Source organism: Streptococcus oralis (genome assembly GCF_901543815.1).
GTDB classification, from domain to species: Bacteria; Bacillota; Bacilli; order Lactobacillales; family Streptococcaceae; genus Streptococcus; species Streptococcus oralis_CM.
Genome location: NZ_CABEIU010000002.1, coordinates 320,928 through 340,478, shown reverse-complemented (window position 1 = coordinate 340,478; position 19,551 = coordinate 320,928). Strand labels below are relative to the sequence as shown.

5 protein-coding genes are annotated in these 19,551 nt (G+C 42.0%); all 5 read right to left on the bottom strand.

Annotation, left to right across the window (positions count from 1 at the left end; translation table 11 throughout):
* Positions 1-37: 37 nt before the first annotated feature.
* Positions 38-8,251 carry an SIALI-17 repeat-containing surface protein gene (locus tag FQT28_RS01750; RefSeq protein WP_143989222.1) on the bottom strand — a complete coding sequence of 2,738 codons (8,214 nt, stop codon included), beginning with the start codon at positions 8,249-8,251 and terminating at the stop codon, positions 38-40.
* Between the two features lie 178 nt (positions 8,252-8,429).
* Positions 8,430-14,993, bottom strand: coding sequence for a SpGH101 family endo-alpha-N-acetylgalactosaminidase (locus tag FQT28_RS01745; protein WP_143989221.1), 6,564 nt, complete (start codon positions 14,991-14,993; stop codon positions 8,430-8,432).
* Between the two features lie 283 nt (positions 14,994-15,276).
* On the bottom strand, positions 15,277-17,259 hold the full coding sequence (locus tag FQT28_RS01740; protein WP_143989220.1) for a peptide ABC transporter substrate-binding protein: 1,983 nt from the start codon (positions 17,257-17,259) through the stop codon (positions 15,277-15,279).
* 164 nt (positions 17,260-17,423) lie between these two features.
* Complete coding sequence (locus FQT28_RS01735; RefSeq protein ID WP_143989219.1) at positions 17,424-18,452, bottom strand: acyltransferase family protein; 1,029 nt, start codon at positions 18,450-18,452, stop codon at positions 17,424-17,426.
* Positions 18,439-19,548 carry a UDP-galactopyranose mutase gene (gene glf / locus FQT28_RS01730; RefSeq protein WP_143989218.1) on the bottom strand — a complete coding sequence of 370 codons (1,110 nt, stop codon included), beginning with the start codon at positions 19,546-19,548 and terminating at the stop codon, positions 18,439-18,441. Before glf ends, FQT28_RS01735 begins: the two co-directional genes overlap by 14 nt.
* Between the last annotated feature and the right edge of the window lie 3 nt (positions 19,549-19,551).

The following is a 19,551-nucleotide window of genomic DNA, read 5'->3' as shown; positions in this document are numbered from 1 at the left end:
GATGCTAAAATTTGTCAAAAACAAAGGTAATCAGATGCTATTCCTTTTTCCCTTTCGCGATAAAGATAGCGGATAGAGCTAGGCTAACGCCTGCAAGGAAGAGAGCTGTATCAGATTTGCTTTCACCTGTTGCTGGAAGCTCCTTCTGATCATCCTGTTTAACTTCTGGAGTCTTAGTATCAGCGAGTGGACTTAAGTTCAATTTGTACTCTGGTTTTTCAACTGTCGGTGCTGGTTGGTCTCCTGCTGTACCAAGTGGACCTGTGTACTCTGGTACTCCATGTACTGCTGCTTCTACCGCGTTCACACCACCTGTAAAGTCCAGTTTCTCGACCGTCGGTGCTGGTTGATCTCCTGCTGTACCAAGTGGACCTGTGTACTCTGGCAATTCATGCACTAGAGCCATCACTGCATTGACACCGCCCTTGAACTCAGGTTTCTCTACTGTTGGAGCAGCTTGGTCTCCTACTGTCGCTACTGGGCCTGTGTACTCTGGAAGTTCATGTACTAGGGCTTCAACTGCATTGACACCACCTGTGAATTCAGGAACCTCAAGAACGGGTGCTGGTTCTTCACCCTTGCTTGATTGAACAGCTTCCTCTGTTAATTCTTGATAGAAGCTCGCCAATTCATAAAACTCAGCCTTGCCACCTTCCCAGACTAATTTGACGTCTAGAAGAGAGCCACCATTTCGGATAGCGAAGGTTTGGAGACTAGATGTAATGGCACCGAGGTCTGTCCAACTGTCTTGACCATCCTTGAGTGTTCTAGCAAGAACACGTGCCTTAGCTCCTTCAGGAAGACTGGAAACGAGACGAAGGTGGTTGGCATTGGTTGGTTCAGACAAGTGATACACCAACTCGCCCTTGTCTTTTTCAGACTTGTAGCTGGTCAAGACTTTGCCGTCTACAAGATTATTATAAAGATTACCTTGGCTTTCTCCACTACTTCCTTCTACTGTTGGGTCATTGATTGGTTTGACAAATTCACCATCATTGATGACCAATTCTGTAAAGCCTACAAACCGGGCATCATAGTCTGCAGTATAGAGGACACGGAGATAGTTCGCTTTGACTGGTGTCGTCAATTCTCCTTCGATGTAGCGATTTCCTGGCATCTTAGAATCATGTGTCCAACCATCTGTCAGTGAATCATCGTGTTGGCTATTGGCCACACCATCTCCTACTGTCACGACATCTGTCCAAGTTTTACCGTCTTGGCTGACTTGGATCTTACCATCACGAAGGTAGTTTTGAGTTCCGTCTTGGATGTAGGCTCTAATCTTCTTGATAGTGCGTTCGCTACCAAGTTTCAAGGTCACATGACCATCTTTATGGGCATAGTCTGAAAACTCAACGAAGTTGTTGTAAACACCGTCAAATAGTTGATCTAGGTTGTTTAGTTTACGAACATCATTGCTTCCGTATGTTGGATGAATGCCCATAGTTGTAGATTCTAGTTTGGTTGGTTGTACTTCTTCGGTTGTCACAAGGAGAGAAGTGGCTGTCACAGCTTGTTCCTGATCCGTTTTGTTGACCAGACGAACATAACGTACCAAGTGGGTTGCGACAGTTCTGTCTTTCAACTGGCTGGCTGGCGTCCATTCTTGCGCATTTGCAGAATACTCTAGGCTAAGAGCAGGGTTGGTTTGGCCTTGGAGCTGGATGCTCTTGACCTGATGGATACGGTCAAGCTTCATACCTAGATAGCTATGAGCAGGGAGTTTCGTTCCAGCTGGAATTTGAAGATCGTAACTGCCCAAGCTATCCACTACTGGCGTTTCCTTCAAGGCATCAACGTTGGTGTCTGTTAAGTCACTGTTTCCAGAGCGTGTCTCAACAGAGAAGTCTTGGATACGCCACCAGAGGTCGAGTGCCTTGGTATTGCGTACTCGGATGTAACGAGCATTGATCGCTCTGGTCACTTCCTTGGTTTGTTCTCCTGATAGGCGATCCAACTCTTGCCATGCAGTTCCATCTGTAGAGTACTCAAGTACACCTGCGGCAAGCTTATCACCCGTTCCTTGGCGAAGACGAACTTTAGTGACTGACTTGACTTCACCGAGGTCAAGTTGCGCCCAGGCATCTACTGGAGTCGTATTGCTACCGTCAGCATTTGCCATCATGGCTTCTGTATTGTCCTTGCCATCAGTGATTTGACGGGCTGAGGTATTTAGTTTGTAAACTAAGTTTGAGCTTAGACTAACTGTCGTTGCTTGTTGGCTACGAGCTTTTTCAACTGGACGGTTGACTGCAATTTCCTGAACTGCAAACCAAGTATTCTCGCGATCTACTGTCGCAATCATGCGAACTGCCTTGGCCTTGATATTGAGATTTTCAAACTTAAGCAGGGATTCATTTCCGACATAGCTTGGCTCTTTCAAGGTTACCCAGTTATCATTTTCATCTAGATACTGCACTTCTGCCTTACTAAAGGTGTCATTTGGATTAGCCTGCGTTCCCATAGCAAAGGTCAGGGTTCGAATTGCTACTGGTTTGTTGAACTTCATACCGATATAATCACCTGTCTTGATGCTATTTGGTGATTTAATAATCGCATGAGTTGCCAAATCGCCATCCGTTACTTCTGCCAAACCACCTTCTACACCTGTTCGATTGGTGATAAAGGTACTGATGATTTGATCTGGATGCAAGACTTTTTGAACCTCAGACGCTAGAACTTCTTTCAAGGATAGGATAAATGGACGAATATGTTGAACACCCAATTCAGCTTTTTCCATATGGTCTACATAATGGAAGGTGTGAGTTTGAGACTGTTCGTACAATTTCAAACCTTTATAGTAGCTATCCCAAAGTTTGGCTGCATCGTTTGTAGCCATGGCTTCAGTTCCTGTAAGGAAGGCATCAAGGGCATTCATTTGATCGATTGCATTATCCAACCAATAGTGGATTTGGGCAACCATTTTTTTATCGCCTGATGCTTTATAGAGTTCGGCTGCTTCTTTAATCTTGGCAAATTCTGCACGCAAGGCTGCACGTTCTGCAGTCACATCCTGACCTGCTTTGAGCTTGGTCATGAAGTCTGTTAATTTTGGAGCCAAGTCTACAGATTCTTCTAGTTTGACGACACGATTATCCATGTTTTGGTTGATCATGTGCTTACCAAGTTCGCGGAAGGCTGCTGATACCTTGCTATCTTCAAAATGACCATTTTCTACAAAGTTGAAGGCAATGTCATTGATTTTCTTAGCTTCTTCTTCTGATTTCCACTGTTTCCATGAGTATTGAGCTCCTGAAAAGAGGGCAATCTTAGATGGTTCAGACTGTTGCATTGGGTTTAACATGATACCAGATAGCAAGCTTGGATCCACATTTGGATGAAGGAATTTTTCACCACCACCTAGAATCAAGTGTTGTTTAGAGTTATCTGTTACTGGCCAGTTAATCCAAAGTGAAACGGGGCGATAGGTCTTGCCACCTGCGGATAGATTATTTTTAAGAGTTGAAAGGAAGCTTTCAGAGACTTCACCCCAAATCTTACCACCCGTCAAGGTCATGGATGTTGAACTTGGGAGATTTTCATTGAGGGATTTCAACTCATCCTCACGTCCATTACCCCAATACTGGCCAGGAACAAAGATCATTTCTTTACGAAGACCGCTGTAAGTTCCCTGCATTTCAGTCAACCACTTGGTCATATCTTGCATCAAGCGATTGTAGCTATTGTAACCTCCGACTGGACTTGGTGCATCATCTGCTAGGATACCAAATTCACGGACACCCACTTTCATCAACTGGGTAAATTTAGCCTTGATGGTTGCCAAATCTTCTTGGTAATGCGCTTCATTGCCAAAGCGGATGCGGTTGTTCATGAATGGATGGATAGTCCAGACATAGCGGGTTTTACTTTGATTTCCAACACGAGCAAGTTCACGAATTTCTGCTAGTTTTTCTTCTGGATAGAGTTCACGCCATTTCTTGTTGTGGTATGGATCATCTTTTGGTGCAAAGAAGTATTGGTTCAATTTCAAATCGCCACCATAACGCATGAGCTCTGCACGATCGGCATTCGACCATGGATTTCCATAGTAACCTTCGATGAAACCACGGTTCTTGAGCTCTGCGTAATCTTCTACTGTTACATTGCGAAGGACTGGTACTTGGCTTTCCTTGAGCATGTGTTTCAAGGTTGTCAAACCATAGAAGACTGCATCAGTGTCTTTTCCGACGATAGAAATCGAATTATCCTTGATACTCAAGACATAGGCGTCAATCTTGTCAAAGAGACCTGCTGAAACATTGGACAAGTTTTGCTCTGCTTGTGAGCCTTGTCCATGCACTCCAAGATAGATATTGGTTGCGCCAGCGATTGCTGCCTTACCAGTTGTATAAGATACTTGATTGTCCTGCAAGACACTCTTCAAGCGATTGCGAGTATAGATATCGAGTTGATCGCCCATGACCAGATTGACTTGCTTACGAAGGGCTGTGACTCCTTCTCCATAAGTCACTTTTTGTGGAGTTGGGAAGACCTTGTACTCTTTCTTGAGATAGTCTGCGCTCTTGCTAGCAGCTGCAATGCTGTCTTCGCTAGCTGGTTTACTTGCAGTGAATTGATCTGCCAATTCAACTGTTCCATCACCTGTTTGCTCTACTTTTGGTTTTTCTGGTGTAGTTGGTTTTTCTGGTTGACTTGGTGCAGGCGTTTCTTGCTCTTCTTTGACAGGTTTTAATAGATGAACTTCAGCTGCACTTGCAAAACCACCAACGCCTTCCAATACTTTCAACTCAATCTTGTTGGTATGAACCGCCGTAAAGTTGACTGTTTTTTCTTGGGCGTTGTTGTCCCAGCTTCCTTCTGAAACCTTGACCATTTGGCCATCTTTTTGTGCGTAGATTTCGTAGCGCGTCACGACACCATTTCCACCACCTGGGCGTGGGAGATACGTCAAGCCATTGACTTTTTCTGCTTCTTTCAAGGTCATAGTAAGGGTGTATGGCGCAGTGTCACCAGTCCACTTAGTATGCCAGAAGGTATTTGGATCATTGTCAAAGGCCTTTTCAACAGCGCCTTCAGTCGCGTTTCCTGGAAGTTGCTGACTGCTTGCGGTTGCAGTAATCTTATCATTTGAAATCAAGCGAGGATTTACAAATGGTTTGTCTGACAACTCTGCACTATGCAAGATTCCTTTGAAACCACCGATGCTTTCAAGCGGTAGTACCAAGCTATTGTGGGCAAAGCGAGGGTGGGCTGGATTTGCAATACGCTCAATCTTTTCACCATCCACATAGACTTCTGTAGATTGTGGTTTGGTCACGATGGAGATTTGATAACGTTTGTTCTTTTCAAGTTTTTTATTGAATTGGATATGGAACTGTTCAAATTGATAAGCAAGATAGCCGTCTTTATCAGCTAGATAGATACGGTTGTCCCCACTTGTTGAGAAGGTTTGTTCTCCGTCTCCAGTGACAGTTACATCAAACTTCAAGACATGACTTGGACCAACATCACCAGCCAAGCCTTCGATACTGCTGTCTTTCTCAAAAGCCAATCCCTGCTCGCTTGTCTTCACTTTCTTGCTTGCATAGTTCTTGACTGTTTCAGGATTGATGGTAAACAAGTCGCTTTGATCAATCTCTTTATCAGGATTTGACTGTGGCGCATAAGGACTCGTTGGTAGGGTGCGTTCTGCAAAGGTCGCAGCCGCACGGTCAGATCCCCAGGTGCGTTCTGCAGTGGTTTGCATGCTCTTGAAGAAGCGTTTGAAGATGTCATAAGAGGTCAAACCTGTCTCATGAAGGTCAATATTATCATTCCAAACTGCGTGCCCACCACCAATGATACTTGGATGAGAAGCTGGTAGAAGTGGACCTCCACCTGTTCTAAAATCATTCGGTGTCCAGCTATTGTACTGACGTTCGTAGTTAGCATAGTCCCCGTAGGCTGCTTGACTATTGCTTCCACTTGGCACACTATAGGTCGGTACATCCGTGATATTGATAATCTTAGCTCCCTGAGCAATGGCTTCATTTGGTCGTTGCCATCCGATACTCCAGATATCAACCTCTACTCCGTTCCAATCAACAGGAGTGTTCCCACGTTTCGCACTGAGTGAGCCCCAGATACGAGGGGTGTAACCTTTAGACTTGATATATTGGGTCAAATCATTGACATAGCGACGGTAACTTTCTCTGCTGCCATAGTATTCATCCGTTCCAATATGAACAGTGGATACCCCATGAAGTGGTGCATCTGGACCATCGAGGAGTTTGTCATAAACTGATTTGACAAAAGCTAGCGTTTCATCGTATTTATTATCTAGGTCGAGCATGGCAACACGTTCAACATTGTGCTTGCCTGCATAATCGCTCAAACTACCTTGATACATGAGGTCTGGACGAACTTTGACAAATGATAGTGCATGACCTGGTGTGTCAATTTCTGGTACTAGGTTGATATGCAAGGCCTTGGCAAGTTTAATCAGATTTTGCATTTCTTCCTTGGTATAGTGCTCATCTGATGTCAATTTTTGACCATTCTTACCAACAATATCTGTCTCCACACGGAAACCAGTCTTAGCGTGTTCAAGTACATACTTGAGTTGTTCTTCTGGACTTAAATTCTTACCTGCCAAGTGTTCCTTTAGGAAGATATAGTTATCGTTGAGGTGCAACTGCAAGTCGTTCATCTTGTAGTAAGCCATGTTGAGCATGATGTCTACAAGGGTGTCGTAAGGGATAAATTTACGACCTGTATCCAACATAAAGCCACGGTGGCTGAAACTTGGGAAATCACGAATTTCGCCATTTTGGAGGTTACTTTCTCCCATTTGAAGAAGGGTACGAGTGGCGTAGAAGGCTCCTGTGTTTGTGGCAGCTTCGATGGTAATCACATCATTTTGGATAGTGATGCCATACCCTTCTTTACCATAACCCTTGTTTTCAACCTTTTTAAATTCGATTCGTTTTTGAGCTTGCTTGTCACCTGTTGCTAGTTCCAATCCACGGCTGGCAAGGTCTGACTGATAGAAGGTTGCAGCCTGATCAAAGCCAGAATCTCCTGTCGCAAGAACTGTATCTGAAGTGATAGAAGATTGGCCTTCTTTCCCATACCATTGTTGAACAGCTGGTGCTACTTTTGGCTTCACGCCCACACCTTCGTCCTGATGTAGCCCCTTGATGACTACTTCAAACTCTTTGGTAAAGGTATGACTGTCTCTGATTTGTTGCACCATGACCTTGACGCGTTGGTCTGTCAAAGGCTTATAGATGTGATTTTGAAGGTCAATCACACCTTGCTTGTTGCTTCCGATGAGGCTAACTTTCCCTGGCAAAGTTGGTAAGACAAGAGACTGTCCGTCTTCTGCTACTGTTAGTTCGGTTACTTGGCGGATATCCGTTACCTTACTATGGTCCGGAACGTTTGAATAAGCTCGAATTTCTTGGATTCCAACGTTTCTCCAGCCCATTGTTCCCGCTTGATAATCATTGACCTCCAATTTGAGGTACTTAGCTTTGATACTTTCAGCTAGGTCTACTTTCTCATCTAAAACAGGATCTCCAGCCTTGGTATGCGCTAGTTTCCATTGTTTTTCTCCATTAGCGCCCACGTCTTCTTGACCTGCGTAATAGAGACTCCAAGATTTGATATTTGGGTCATTTTGCCCATTGCGAAGACGACGATCCCAGTCAATTTCCACATGCTTGATGAGGGTAGTTTTTGGAAGAGTTAATTCGAAGGTTGGTTTCGGTACATCTTTGTCCGTAGCCCAACGAGTATTGTCATCTCCATCAATAGCCTTATCTGCAGTAAAGTTGGTTCCAGCCTCATGGTTGTTTGCTGAAGCAGTAGCACCTTCAAGATGGTTCACATCTTCTCTATCTTCGATTTGCTTTTCAGCTGGTTTTGGTGCGGGCGTAGCAGTTTCAGCTGGTTTATTGTCAGGTTTTGTTACCTCTGCTGGCTTGGGACTTGCAGGACTTGTCTCAGGTTTTGCCTCTTCACTTGTTGCAGGATTGGTTCCCTCATCAGTCGCTGGAGTTTCTTCATGACTTGCTTCTGTTGCAGCTTCTGCGTCCGCCTTTTCAAGCGCAGCGGCTAAATCATCGGGTAACTTATCCAGTGCTTGAACATGGGTGATGCTTCCCTCTGTTTCTGAAGGTGCTGCCGTTTCTGCTGCCTGAACCATATTGGCTCCAAAGATACTAGCACCAATCATGACGGAGGCTGCACCGATTGCAAATTTTCTTATACTATAGTGACAGCGTTTCTCAAAAAAATGTCTATCCATCTTTCTCCTATTCCTTTCATCCGCATACATGAGTAAGCGGTATCATTTCTCCTTTGAAAAAAGGAGAGAACCAAGAGGTCCTCTCCAGGTGTTTGATTCATTTTCCGACCCTGATTTCTATAGAGTTCGAGTCATTTATCCAAACAAGGTAAGTATAGTATAGAATAGAATAGAATATCTATTCTTTTTTACTTTTAGCAGCATAGAGGGCTGCTGACAATGCTAGGCTGATTCCTGCAAGGAAGAGGGCTGTATCAGACTGCCCTGCTCCTGTTTCTGGAAGAGCCTTCTTGCTTTCTTCATTTTTCAGAGTATCTTTAACTTTTGGAGTCTTTGAATCAGCTAGTGGAGCTGGTGTTAATTTATACTCTGGTTTCTCAACAGTTGGTGCTGGTTCATCACCTGCTGTACCTAGTGGGGCTGTGTACTCTGGTTTTTCATGTACGGCTGGCTCAACTCCATTCACACCACCTGTGTATTCTGGTACTTCGTTTACCACAGCTTCAACTCCATTGACGCCACCTGTGTATTCTAGTTTCTCGACGGTTGGTGCTGGCTGGTCGCCTGCTGTACCGAGTGGGCCAGTGTACTCTGGTTTCTCATGTACTGCTGCTTCAACTGCATTGACTCCACCTGTGTATTCTGGTACTTCGTTTACCGTAGCTTCAACTGAATTCACACCACCTGTGTATTCTAGTTTCTCGATGGTTGGTGCTGGCTGGTCGCCTGCTGTACCGAATGGACCAGTATACTCTGGTTTTTCATGTACGGCTGCCTCAACTCCATTAACACCACCTGTAAATTCTGGTTTGTCAAGAACTGGAGGTTGCTCTTCACCCTTGCTACTTGTAGGAGAGTCTGGTTTCGTAGCAGAATCTTTTAATTGATTGAGATAATCTGCAAAATATTTCACCATTCTTTCAGTCAAGAGATGGTTATCCGTCGCATATTTCATGCTCGCCTGAACTCCGGCCACTTCCTCTTGATTTTCTTTGTCTGTCAATTTTTGAGCCTTAGCTAAAGCTGCTTCATAGCCTGACAAGTCAAGAGGTGTTTCTGCTACTTGTGGACGAGTAAAGATGAGTTCTGCTGCAGATTGATATTTATCTCCACCATCTCCGTATGTCTTGGTACCAGTAAGGACAATCTTCTTAGCCTTGATTGTCTTACCAAAGTCAATATCTTTTGGTTTATTGTTATCTGGCCAGTCCATCGCAGTGAAGGTGTGCTCCTTGCCAGACTCATCTGTGACAACCAGTTTCACATCTCTCAAGTTACCGTTTGAACCTGAACCCCGTGGTATATAGCGAAGTCCTGTGATTTCAGTAGGCTCTTTCAATACCATGGTTGCAGGCTTGCCTACATCTCCACCATTCCAAGATGTATGCCATAGGCTAGATAGATTTCCATCAAAGGCATTCTCTAGGCCTTCACCTGGTTGGGCAGGCGCATCCAAACTTGCAAAATCTTCTGCCACCAAGGCTGTTTTCTTCTGAACCAAGGCATTCTTCAAGGCTTCAATCTTGGCAATCTCTGCACGCGCATCTTCGACACTAATATCATCATCTGCTTGGCTGAGATTAAAGACCGCCTCTTTCAAAGCATCCATAGACTCTTTGGTGTAATTAGTCATGGCAACAGTTGGCAAGTAGTTCTTCAGTGCATTTTCTGTCAACATCTTACCTGTGAGGGTAATTTCTTCGATTTGAAGATTATCCATCATGAAGTCGTTATATCCACGGAAGTTGGCATTTCCACCAGAATCACCACGAGTATTGCTTGCATTTCCAGTTGAGTAGATACCTACCCAAGTATCACCTGTTTCTGCACCAGTCACGAGGAAGGTTGCCTTCTTGGCTTTCTTAGAATCTGTCCAGGTATTTGGCAATTCATGCATTTCCAAGTTGCTTGCTTTCGTACCACGGTTACCAGATTGGAATTCTCCCTTACCAACTACAAAGGCGTAGGTATTGTCTGATCCTGCTTCGTATTCAAAAGTTACACGATAGGTCTTACCTGCTTCAAAGCGGAAGTTTTGTGGAATGGTTTGGTAAACCAAGTTACGACGGCTAACCAGTCCATTGGTCTTCAATGACCAATTTCCTTCGATAACATCATCGACTTTCTTACCGTTCCAACCACGTTGTGTATATGGATCATGCTTTTCAGACAAGTGAGTACGGTTGTCTTCAACACCTTCGACACCGCCCACTACGAATGGGAAGATACCTTGAGCAACATTTTCAAAGTCTTGTTTGAAGGTGCCTTTACCTGTATCATGGTTTTCTCCGTACATGCTTGAATTGTTTTCAAAGGTACGAATTTCATCAAAGTAAGTTGCTTCATCACCAGCTTCACGACTCAATGTCAAAGTAACATTTGAGACGTCCGATCCAGTTGTAAAGAAGGCGTACATGTTTTGGAAGTAACTTGTATCGTCAACTGTAGCATTGTCACGACGATTGTTATGAGCATAAGCTTTGATATAGTTGAGAGCGAGTGACTTATTAGTATAAGTAGTCACTTCTTTCTCGCCAGTATTCACTGTGATACTTGCCTTAGCATTACTACGGTTATCAACACCGACATAAACCGCATACTTGGTATTTGGTTTCAAGCCAGTCAGTTTCTGAGTAAGGCTGACCTTGCTCTTATTGCCTTGGATACGAAGCATTTCATTTGCACCCTGTGATTTGACAATTTCTGCCTTGGAAGCATCACCAGAAATGGTCCAGTGTTTCAAGGTTCCACTGTTAAATCCTTGGTCATAGATGTGCATACCTTCGCTCCATGACATTTCAGGATTGGTTTGTTTTGAACGGTAGAGAACGTATGGTTGATTTGCTAGAAGGTCTAGGGTAATCTTGCCATCTTTTACAGTGAGTTCTTGCTCTTCTGTCTTACCTTGGTCAGTTAACTTGTAAAGGTAAACCTTGCTATTTGCCCAATCACTTGGAAGTGTCCAAGTTGTTGCACCAGCCTGCGTATTGAAGTAGTACATTTTTTCCTTATCAGTAGGAAGTTTCTTACCATTTGCATCCCAGTTCCAAGGAGTCAAGTAAGCTGAACCATCTTGGATGACACGTCCGTTGAGCGTTACTGTACGTTCGCGGTATTGCGGGCTATTGACATCATTTGACTTACGAGTCACAACCACTTTGTTACCTGTAGCATCGACTAGCTCAACCTTCATTTCTGGAGTCCATTTATAGGTGCTACCATTATCAGACATGGTAACTGGTGTACCATTTTCCCATTTACTTACAGTGAAGTGTTGGAAGTACTTAGTCATGACGTCATGGGCAAACAAGTTGGTTACATAGCCATTGTAGTCACTTCTTCCCTGCCAACCTTCAAAGTCTTTCATGCTGTAACCACCTAGAAGTGGGTAGTTGGCTGCACCACCGTAACTTCTGTAGTCCCCAACCCAAGAATCTTTTTGGTGGTTGCGGATAAAGCGAGTGATAGCACTGTTGATACCTTTATTAGTGTAGCCACCATAGGTCAAGTCAGCTGCCCAGTGTTGGAAGGTAGAGTCGTATTCACCACCATGGCCCCACTCAATCGCAAAACGCCAGCCTTGTTTGTTGATTTCTTTAGCAAGAACGTGGGTAGCCCAGGCACCGTTATCACCTGATTGGCCATTGCCCCATACGTCCACATATATAAAGTCGAGACCATCACCAAGTTTTTTCTTCAAGTCTTCCCAGCGAGCCAAGCGTCCATGTGCTAGGTCATAAGCAGCATCGATATTGATACCTTGGTCTAGCCAGTTCCATCCGTAGCTGTAGCTTCCATCTGGATTCTTACGAAGAATATTTTCATTAAAGTATTTAGACTCAGGATAAGTCTCAGAAGCGTTAACGTGGATACCTAGATGAGCTCCATATTTCTTCGCTTTTTCGATCAAGGTCTTGAAATCTTCGACACCACCAATACGTTTACCAATATCAGCATAGTTCAAGTGTCCAGAGTCGTGACCTTCACTACCATATCCTTTAAGGAGAACACCTTGCCCAAGACCATCTGTGTGGAGATTGATCTTCTTGATACCATCCAAGGTCATAAGGAATGGGTTTTGTGCTTGAGAACCAAAGTTCATCGCGATACGGTAAGCAGTGATATCCTTGACTTTTTCCCAACCTTGAGGGTTGTTCATGATGCTACGATAAGCAATAGCTCCATCTTGCCAATCCACTTTATTGTCTGCATTAGCATCTTCAGTGATAACAACCTTGGCACTTGGAAGTTCCTTGGTATACTCTGGGAAGACAATGCCCTTATAAGCTTTTTCCCATTGCCATTCAGAACTATGAATTCCGACATAGTTGGCATTTCCGACTGTTTCTTTGTAGGCTGTCAAGCGGGTCCAGTCATAAGAACCTCCACCGTAGCTGTTTTGAGAGTTACTCCAAACACCTGCAGCAAGCTTATTTGTAGAAACAAATCCATACATGTAACCCTTGGCCAAGTCTTTCATTGGATTGGTTACATCGATATGATCATCTCCGCTGACATGGGTATTATTTGACATGGTTGCCCCATCAAACTTAGCACCAGCTTGATCACTAGAAACAGAGACTAAAGCATTGCCAAGGAAACTAATGGAAGAAAGCAGTTTTCTTTCATCATCAATCTTTTGACCTGGAGTAACTTGATTATGGTTGACAATCTTGGTCACATCAAAGTGCAACTGATTATCCACAACTTGCAGACGAACTGTCATTTCTGCATTGATAAGATTAGCATCATCGCGAAGCTTCATCAAGTATTCTGCAGTTGTCTCATTGATTTTTTTGTAAGTAACTTCTGGTGTGACTTCGTGTTTGTTGATAAATACTTTATTGAATTGTTGAACTTGTCCTGGCAAGGTATGCCCGTTCAAGCTGTATTCTTTAATACGTGGGAAGGCTTGGTCAATCACTGCTTTGAGGACCTTAGACTGGATCGTATCATAAGTCACCTTGCTATCATCAACGGCCGGACCTGTTTCTTTCTGGGCAGGAGTATCATCTGCTTTCACGTCTTCTTGATTGTCTGTTTTAACGCTGACAACTGTACGCTCATTGCCATAGGAACCAGCTTTTAGGACGATTTTCTTCTCATTTTTAAGAGTTTCATTAACAGCTGCTGGCAAAGTAACCGTATCAAAGAGTTTCTCATCATTATTCGTTGCATTGAGTTGTCCATCTGACTTGAGGGTAATTGATAGGCGGTTAATTGATCCTGTCTCAGGCGCTGCTACACGCCCCCCCTTATACCAGGTGCTATCGGTTGGAGATTTATACTCCCAGAACCAGCCATCTTTGTCATAACCAACAAAAACATTGTTCTTGGTATCTTTAAATTTCAAGAAGACACCAAAGCGTGATTTGCCCTTTTCAGAATCATCTTTGAAGGTTAAATCAACCGTCGCATTTCCATTAGCATCAACTGTCAATCCTTGTTTTTCAAACAAGGCTGGTTTATCGCCATTGTCGTTCTGTGCAGTTGAAGACAATTGATTGTAGCGGACACCTTTTTCTTCACGAACCGTAACTGTTCCCTGTTGCTCTTTTTTCGCTACCGTTTGCCATTCAGGAGTTACTGTCTTAGGGGTTTCAGGTTTAGCAGCCGCAGGTTTATCCTCTTTTGGTTTTTCTTCAGCCAGTTTTTCTTTTTCTTCCAAGTCTGCTGGTTTGACACTTGAAATTCCCTTCATGTGATCTTGGATCCATTTCAATTGGGCAGGTGAGAAGAGAATGCCACCACTACGTTGGCCAACAACTCCATTTTGATGAACACCAACGAGTTTTCCTTCTGTATCAAAGATACCACCACCACTAGCACCTGGTTTTCCTCCTTGATAACCGATCCCTTGGACACCTTCTCCATATGGTTCTGCAAAATCAACTTTAGTATTGACAATCGGATTCAATTTCCCTTCTGGATAACCAAAGACATGGAGTTTATCTCCGATTTTCTTAACTACTGGCTTTTTGGTTACTTCAACAGGCGTATTTTCGAGAACTGTACGTAATCTCACAAGAGCCAAATCATTCTTGTAACCTTTTAGGAAACCTTCACGATCCCAGTGAATAATGTCTTTTTTACTAAATTTAACATCTGGTAGTCCTGGATAGGAAATGCTATAGATATCCCCATCACCATTATCATTGTCAACGACCTTACGATTATTGCCATCTGGAACATCTTTTATAAAGTTATGGGAGACAGTTAAAACCAGATTTTCGCCAATGACAATCCCACTACCTTCACCTGATGGTGTCTTGATTTTGACAGTTGCTCCGTAGTTTAATTCACCATTCTTTGTTTTAGCTACATCTTCTGGAACGAGATTCTCAGTATCTTTAGCTAATTGATCCTTATCAACTTCTTTTCCTTTATCTTCAGCTTTATCCAATTTGCCCTCTAAGCCTTCTGGTAACTTATCTGAACTAGCTGATTTTTCTTTTTCAAGTGCTAATAGTTCTTCTTCTGTCTTAGGCCCATCCGTAACTTCTGGAGAACCTTGGTCTTCTCCTGCCTTAGGCGCTTCAAAATCACGCCCATCATTCTCTTTTGCTGTTGCAAGAGCAGTAGCTAAATCCGCTGGTAAATTCGCCGTGGAGCCAGACTGCACGCTATCTGCAAGAACTGTACTTGTCCCAAAGAATGCAGCCCCAATCATAACAGAAGCAACACCTAATGAAAATTTCCGAATACTATATTTACAACGTTTTTCAAATGATCTTTTATTCATAAACTCCTAAATCCTTTCATTTTTGAGTAAGCGTTTACATTTTCTTTTTAAAAAATACTCCTTCCTCTGAAAGTGCAATGCTTAACCCTGATAAATAAAAAATAATTATGCTTTTAATATAACAAATAATAACTAAGAAATCAATAGGAAACAAGTAAAATTAACAAAAATTTTCTCTATTCTGACAAAAAGAGGCTCCAAATTTAGAATCTTTCTTTACAAATGTAAAAAAGGATTCAGCATTCAAGAGAAATACTAAATCCTTTCTTATATTCTGCAACAGTTATTTCACATGTTTTGCGAGATCTTCTTGGGCCTTTTTATTAGACTCTTCTTTTTCTTTCAGCCATTTTTCTTGGGCTTTTTGGTATTCTTCTGTTGTTACTGGCTTATCTTGTACTTCTAGATATTTGTACAAAAGGGCTTCGCTCATACCTTTGTTACCTGAGTAAGCAAACGGAAGAGTAAATGGTACCATCTTAGACAACATTGGACGACCAGTTTGAGAAGTTGTTGGGATGATCAAGGCACTATCTGTCAACCAAGCTTGGGCAGCAGCATATTTTTCATAACGTTTTGAAACGTCAGTAGTTTCTTCCCCAGCTTCCACAACCATTTTTTCGTAGTCTTCCAAACCAACTTGCTTGGCAGCAGCGTTGTTGGTTCCAGAGTCAAATCCTAGGTAAGTTTTTGTATTTTCTCCTACAGATGGTTTGATAATATCAAGGTAGGTAGATGGATCCGCAAAGTCTGGAGACCAACCAACGTTATCTGAGATATCCCAATCTTCACCAGCAGCAGTCTCGGCAAAGTAGGTGATGTTCAAGACATCGTCTTTTTGAAGTTGTTGGATATCCACAACTACATTATCTGTTCCCAAAGTTGCTTCAAGTGACTGTTTCAAAGATTGCACACGTTGAACTTTCGTTGTGTTTGTTTGGTCTACAGGCATATCCAAGTGGATTGGGAATTTCACACCTTCTGCTTGAAGAGCTGTCTTAGCCTTGGCGAATTCTGCTTTGGCTTTTTCTGGATTGTAGAGACCATCTTGGGCATCATCCAAGTTCACGTTGCTCCACTCGTCACCGTATGTCACCAATTTTTCTTTGACCAACTCACCAAAGTTTTTACCATCTGCTTGAACAAATGTAGGTGGGACAAACAAGTTGCGAAGCAGTTTAGTCGCACCACTTGCGCCATTTACTTGAGAGGCATAGGCAGTTCTATCAAAACCAAAGGCAAGCGCTTGACGGAAATCTTTATTTAGAAGAGCTTTCTTGGTAGATGTTTTTTGTTCATCAGCTGTCTTAGAAGTATGTTGATAAGACTGACGGTCAATATTGATACCAACTAAGAAAGTTGTTGAGTCTTGTTGTGTGTAAACAATATTGTCTTTAAAGGCTTTTTCAGTTTCTGGGTAGCTCGCGCTTGTTGGGAAGAGACGTGCCATTGTAAAGCTGCCATCTTTGAAGGCTTCAGTTGGTTTGTTGGTATCTTGGCCATCCCAGTATGACAATTTCACCTTGCCAATGTGGACATTCTCTTTATCCCAATAGTTTGGATTCTTTTCAAACTCAACAGAAGATTTGGCTACGATTGATTTGAGCAAGAATGGTCCATTATAGAGAATACTACTAGGATCTGTCCCTTTGGCGAAGTCATCCCCTTTGGAGTTCAAGAACTCTTCATTTACTGGAGCCAAAACTCCCATCGTTGTCTTAGAATTCCAGAAGCTTTCTGGCTTGTTCAATGTGTACTGAACTGTATAATCATCAAGGGCCTTGATTCCTACTTGAGAGAAGTCTGTAATTTCTCCTTTAACATAGGCGTCCAATCCTTTGATTGATTCTTGAACTAAATAAAGACCATCAGATTTTTTATCAGCAGCATATTTAAGTCCTGTTACAAAGTCTTGAGCTTTGACTGCCGCGTATTCTTCACCTTCAGAAGTATACCATTTTGCATCCTTACGGATAGTATAAGTGTAAGTCAATCCATCCTTGGATACTGACCAATCCTCAGCCATAGACGGCACAAAGTTCCCGTAGCGGTCATTTTCTAGCAGACCATCAACCACGTTGCTGGTAATATTTGCTGTAGCTGCTTTATTAGTTGTCAAATAGTTGAGGTTATCAGGATCCGTCTCATAAATGTATGAGAATGTCTTCTCACCTTTGGCGCTCGAACCTGATCCAGAGCATGCAGCTAAAGTAGTCGCCGCCAATAATGTCACGCCCGCAAGGGTAAGTAGTCTTGAACTTTTCATCATTTTCTCCTTTAAAACTTTCTCTCCATTATAGACTCTTTTCAAAAAGATGTCAACAGAATTTTCAGAATTTTTGTGTTAATTTGGTATATTCTGAAAAGACAAAAAAGGAGAAGACAGTGATTGTCTTCTCCAGATGTTAGCTGACAAAGAGCCAAAATAATTTATTTTAACTTAATATACTTCTGTGGTAATAAAACAATATTCAAAAATGGAATTTTTTTCAATATATAAGTTGCTAGTATGGATAAATACCAGCCTAAGACAATCCCAACAACAGCGTGAAGAAAAACTGAGTTTATTCCCACTTTCAACATTATAATCCGAATCATGCTACAAATTGGTGCATGAAGAATATAGATACCTAAACTATCTTTCCCGTATTTAGTGAAATATAGGAAAGTTTTAGGAAAATTTTTCTCCATTTTAGGAAAAATCACAAAAGCAACTAATACAGAGACAATAAAAGCAATCCCCCACAAACCTGGGTTACTATAGCTTACATAATCCTTCTTAGCCCCTACTTCATAAAACAAGAACCAAGCGAACATATAAATAAAATCAAATAGCACAAAGAAAAAAAGAAATTTTTTCAAATTAATTTTATCAAAGTGAATTTCACTCAATACACTGCCAAGAAAGAAACAAAGCCCCCAAACTAGCGTTCTTTGAATAATATAAATATCTGTTTGAACAAATAGGGTTAAACAATAAGCGAAAACACTTATCAAAAATAACATTCTACGATTTTTGACTAAAATAGACAATAATCCATAGATTATCAAAATCGACCAGAGTATATATAAATACCACGAAACCCCAAGAGGATCTTTATAGATATTTAGCAAATCAGATATGGTTGTAGGAACACGAACAGATGCCCCTGCAACTTTTTGAAGACCAAAGTGAATGATCGAATAGAAAATATATGGCAGACCAAAAACAATTGTCTTCTTTTTAGCATATTGCCAGAACTCCTTCAAATCCGACACAGGTTTGAAAAAGTATCCTGATAAGGCAAAAAATACTGGTATATGAAATATGTAGACTTGTGCTATCAACAATGATAGTATGTTGTTTGCTGTGGGAAATTTTTCCGATTGATACAGTCCAAGCAACACATGTCCTACTAAGACTAAAAATATGGAAAAGCCTTTTCCAAAATCTATCCAATTGATTCTACTTTTTGTCATATCCAAACTCTTTCTCCACAACCTCAAGCACTCGTTCAATCACCACATGCATATCGTAATACTTATAATCTGCTAAGCGTCCGCAGAAGATAACCTTATCATTCTTTGAAGCCTCCTCTTGGTACTTAGTAAACATAGTATTATTTTTCTCATCGTTGATCGGATAGTAGGGTTCGTCCCCACGCTTCCAGTCGGCTGGATATTCACGCGTGATAACGGTCTTTGGCTGCGTGCCATACTCGAAATGCTTATGTTCGATAATACGAGTATAAGGGATCTCACGCTCTGTATAGTTCACTACAGCATTTCCCTGATAATTTTCCTCGTCCAAAGTCTCATGTTCAAATCGCAGACTACGGTATTCTAACTCTCCGTGTTTGTAATCAAAATATTGGTCGATCATTCCTGTGAAGACAACTTTGTTAGCAGATGCTTCCAACTCTTCACGATGAGCAAAAAAGTCTACTCCAAGTTCAACTTCTACATCTTTAAGCATGTTTTCGATAATCACATTATAACCACCAATAGGAATTCCTTGGTAACGGTCGTTAAAATAGTTATTATCAAAGGTTAAACGAACTGGAAGGCGTTTGATGATAAATGGTGGAAGGTCTGTCGCAGAACGTCCCCATTGTTTTTCAGTATAACCCTTGATCAATTTTTCATAGATATCCGGACCAATCAACTTGATAGCTTGTTCTTCCAGATTTTTCGGCTCAACATCCTTCATATCAGCTGTCTGCTCAGCAATTTTATCTTTCACTTCGTGTGGAGTTTTTGTCCCCCACATAGCATAGAAAGTATTCATATTGAAAGGAAGATTATAAAGACTTCCTTTATAGTTTGCGACAGGTGAGTTGATATAGTTGTTAAACTCAGCAAATTGATTAACATAGTCCCAAACTTTTTTATTAGAAGTATGGAAGATATGGGCACCATATTTATGGACATTGATACCTTCTACATTTTCACAGTAGATGTTCCCTCCAATGTGATCGCGTTTATCAATCACTTTTACTTTTTTTCCACGTTTTTTAGCTTCGTGAGCAAAAATAGCTCCAGACAAACCAGCTCCGACGATAAGATAATCGTACATAGT

Excerpts from the sequence above, each read along its gene's own strand:
- FQT28_RS01735 (WP_143989219.1), bottom strand. The coding sequence starts at position 18,452 with ATGACAAAAAGTAGAATCAATTGGATAGATTTTGGAAAAGGCTTTTCC.
- FQT28_RS01740 (WP_143989220.1), bottom strand. The coding sequence starts at position 17,259 with ATGAAAAGTTCAAGACTACTTACCCTTGCGGGCGTGACATTATTGGCG.
- FQT28_RS01745 (WP_143989221.1), bottom strand. The coding sequence starts at position 14,993 with ATGAATAAAAGATCATTTGAAAAACGTTGTAAATATAGTATTCGGAAA.
- FQT28_RS01750 (WP_143989222.1), bottom strand. The coding sequence starts at position 8,251 with ATGGATAGACATTTTTTTGAGAAACGCTGTCACTATAGTATAAGAAAA.
- glf (WP_143989218.1), bottom strand. The coding sequence starts at position 19,548 with ATGTACGATTATCTTATCGTCGGAGCTGGTTTGTCTGGAGCTATTTTT.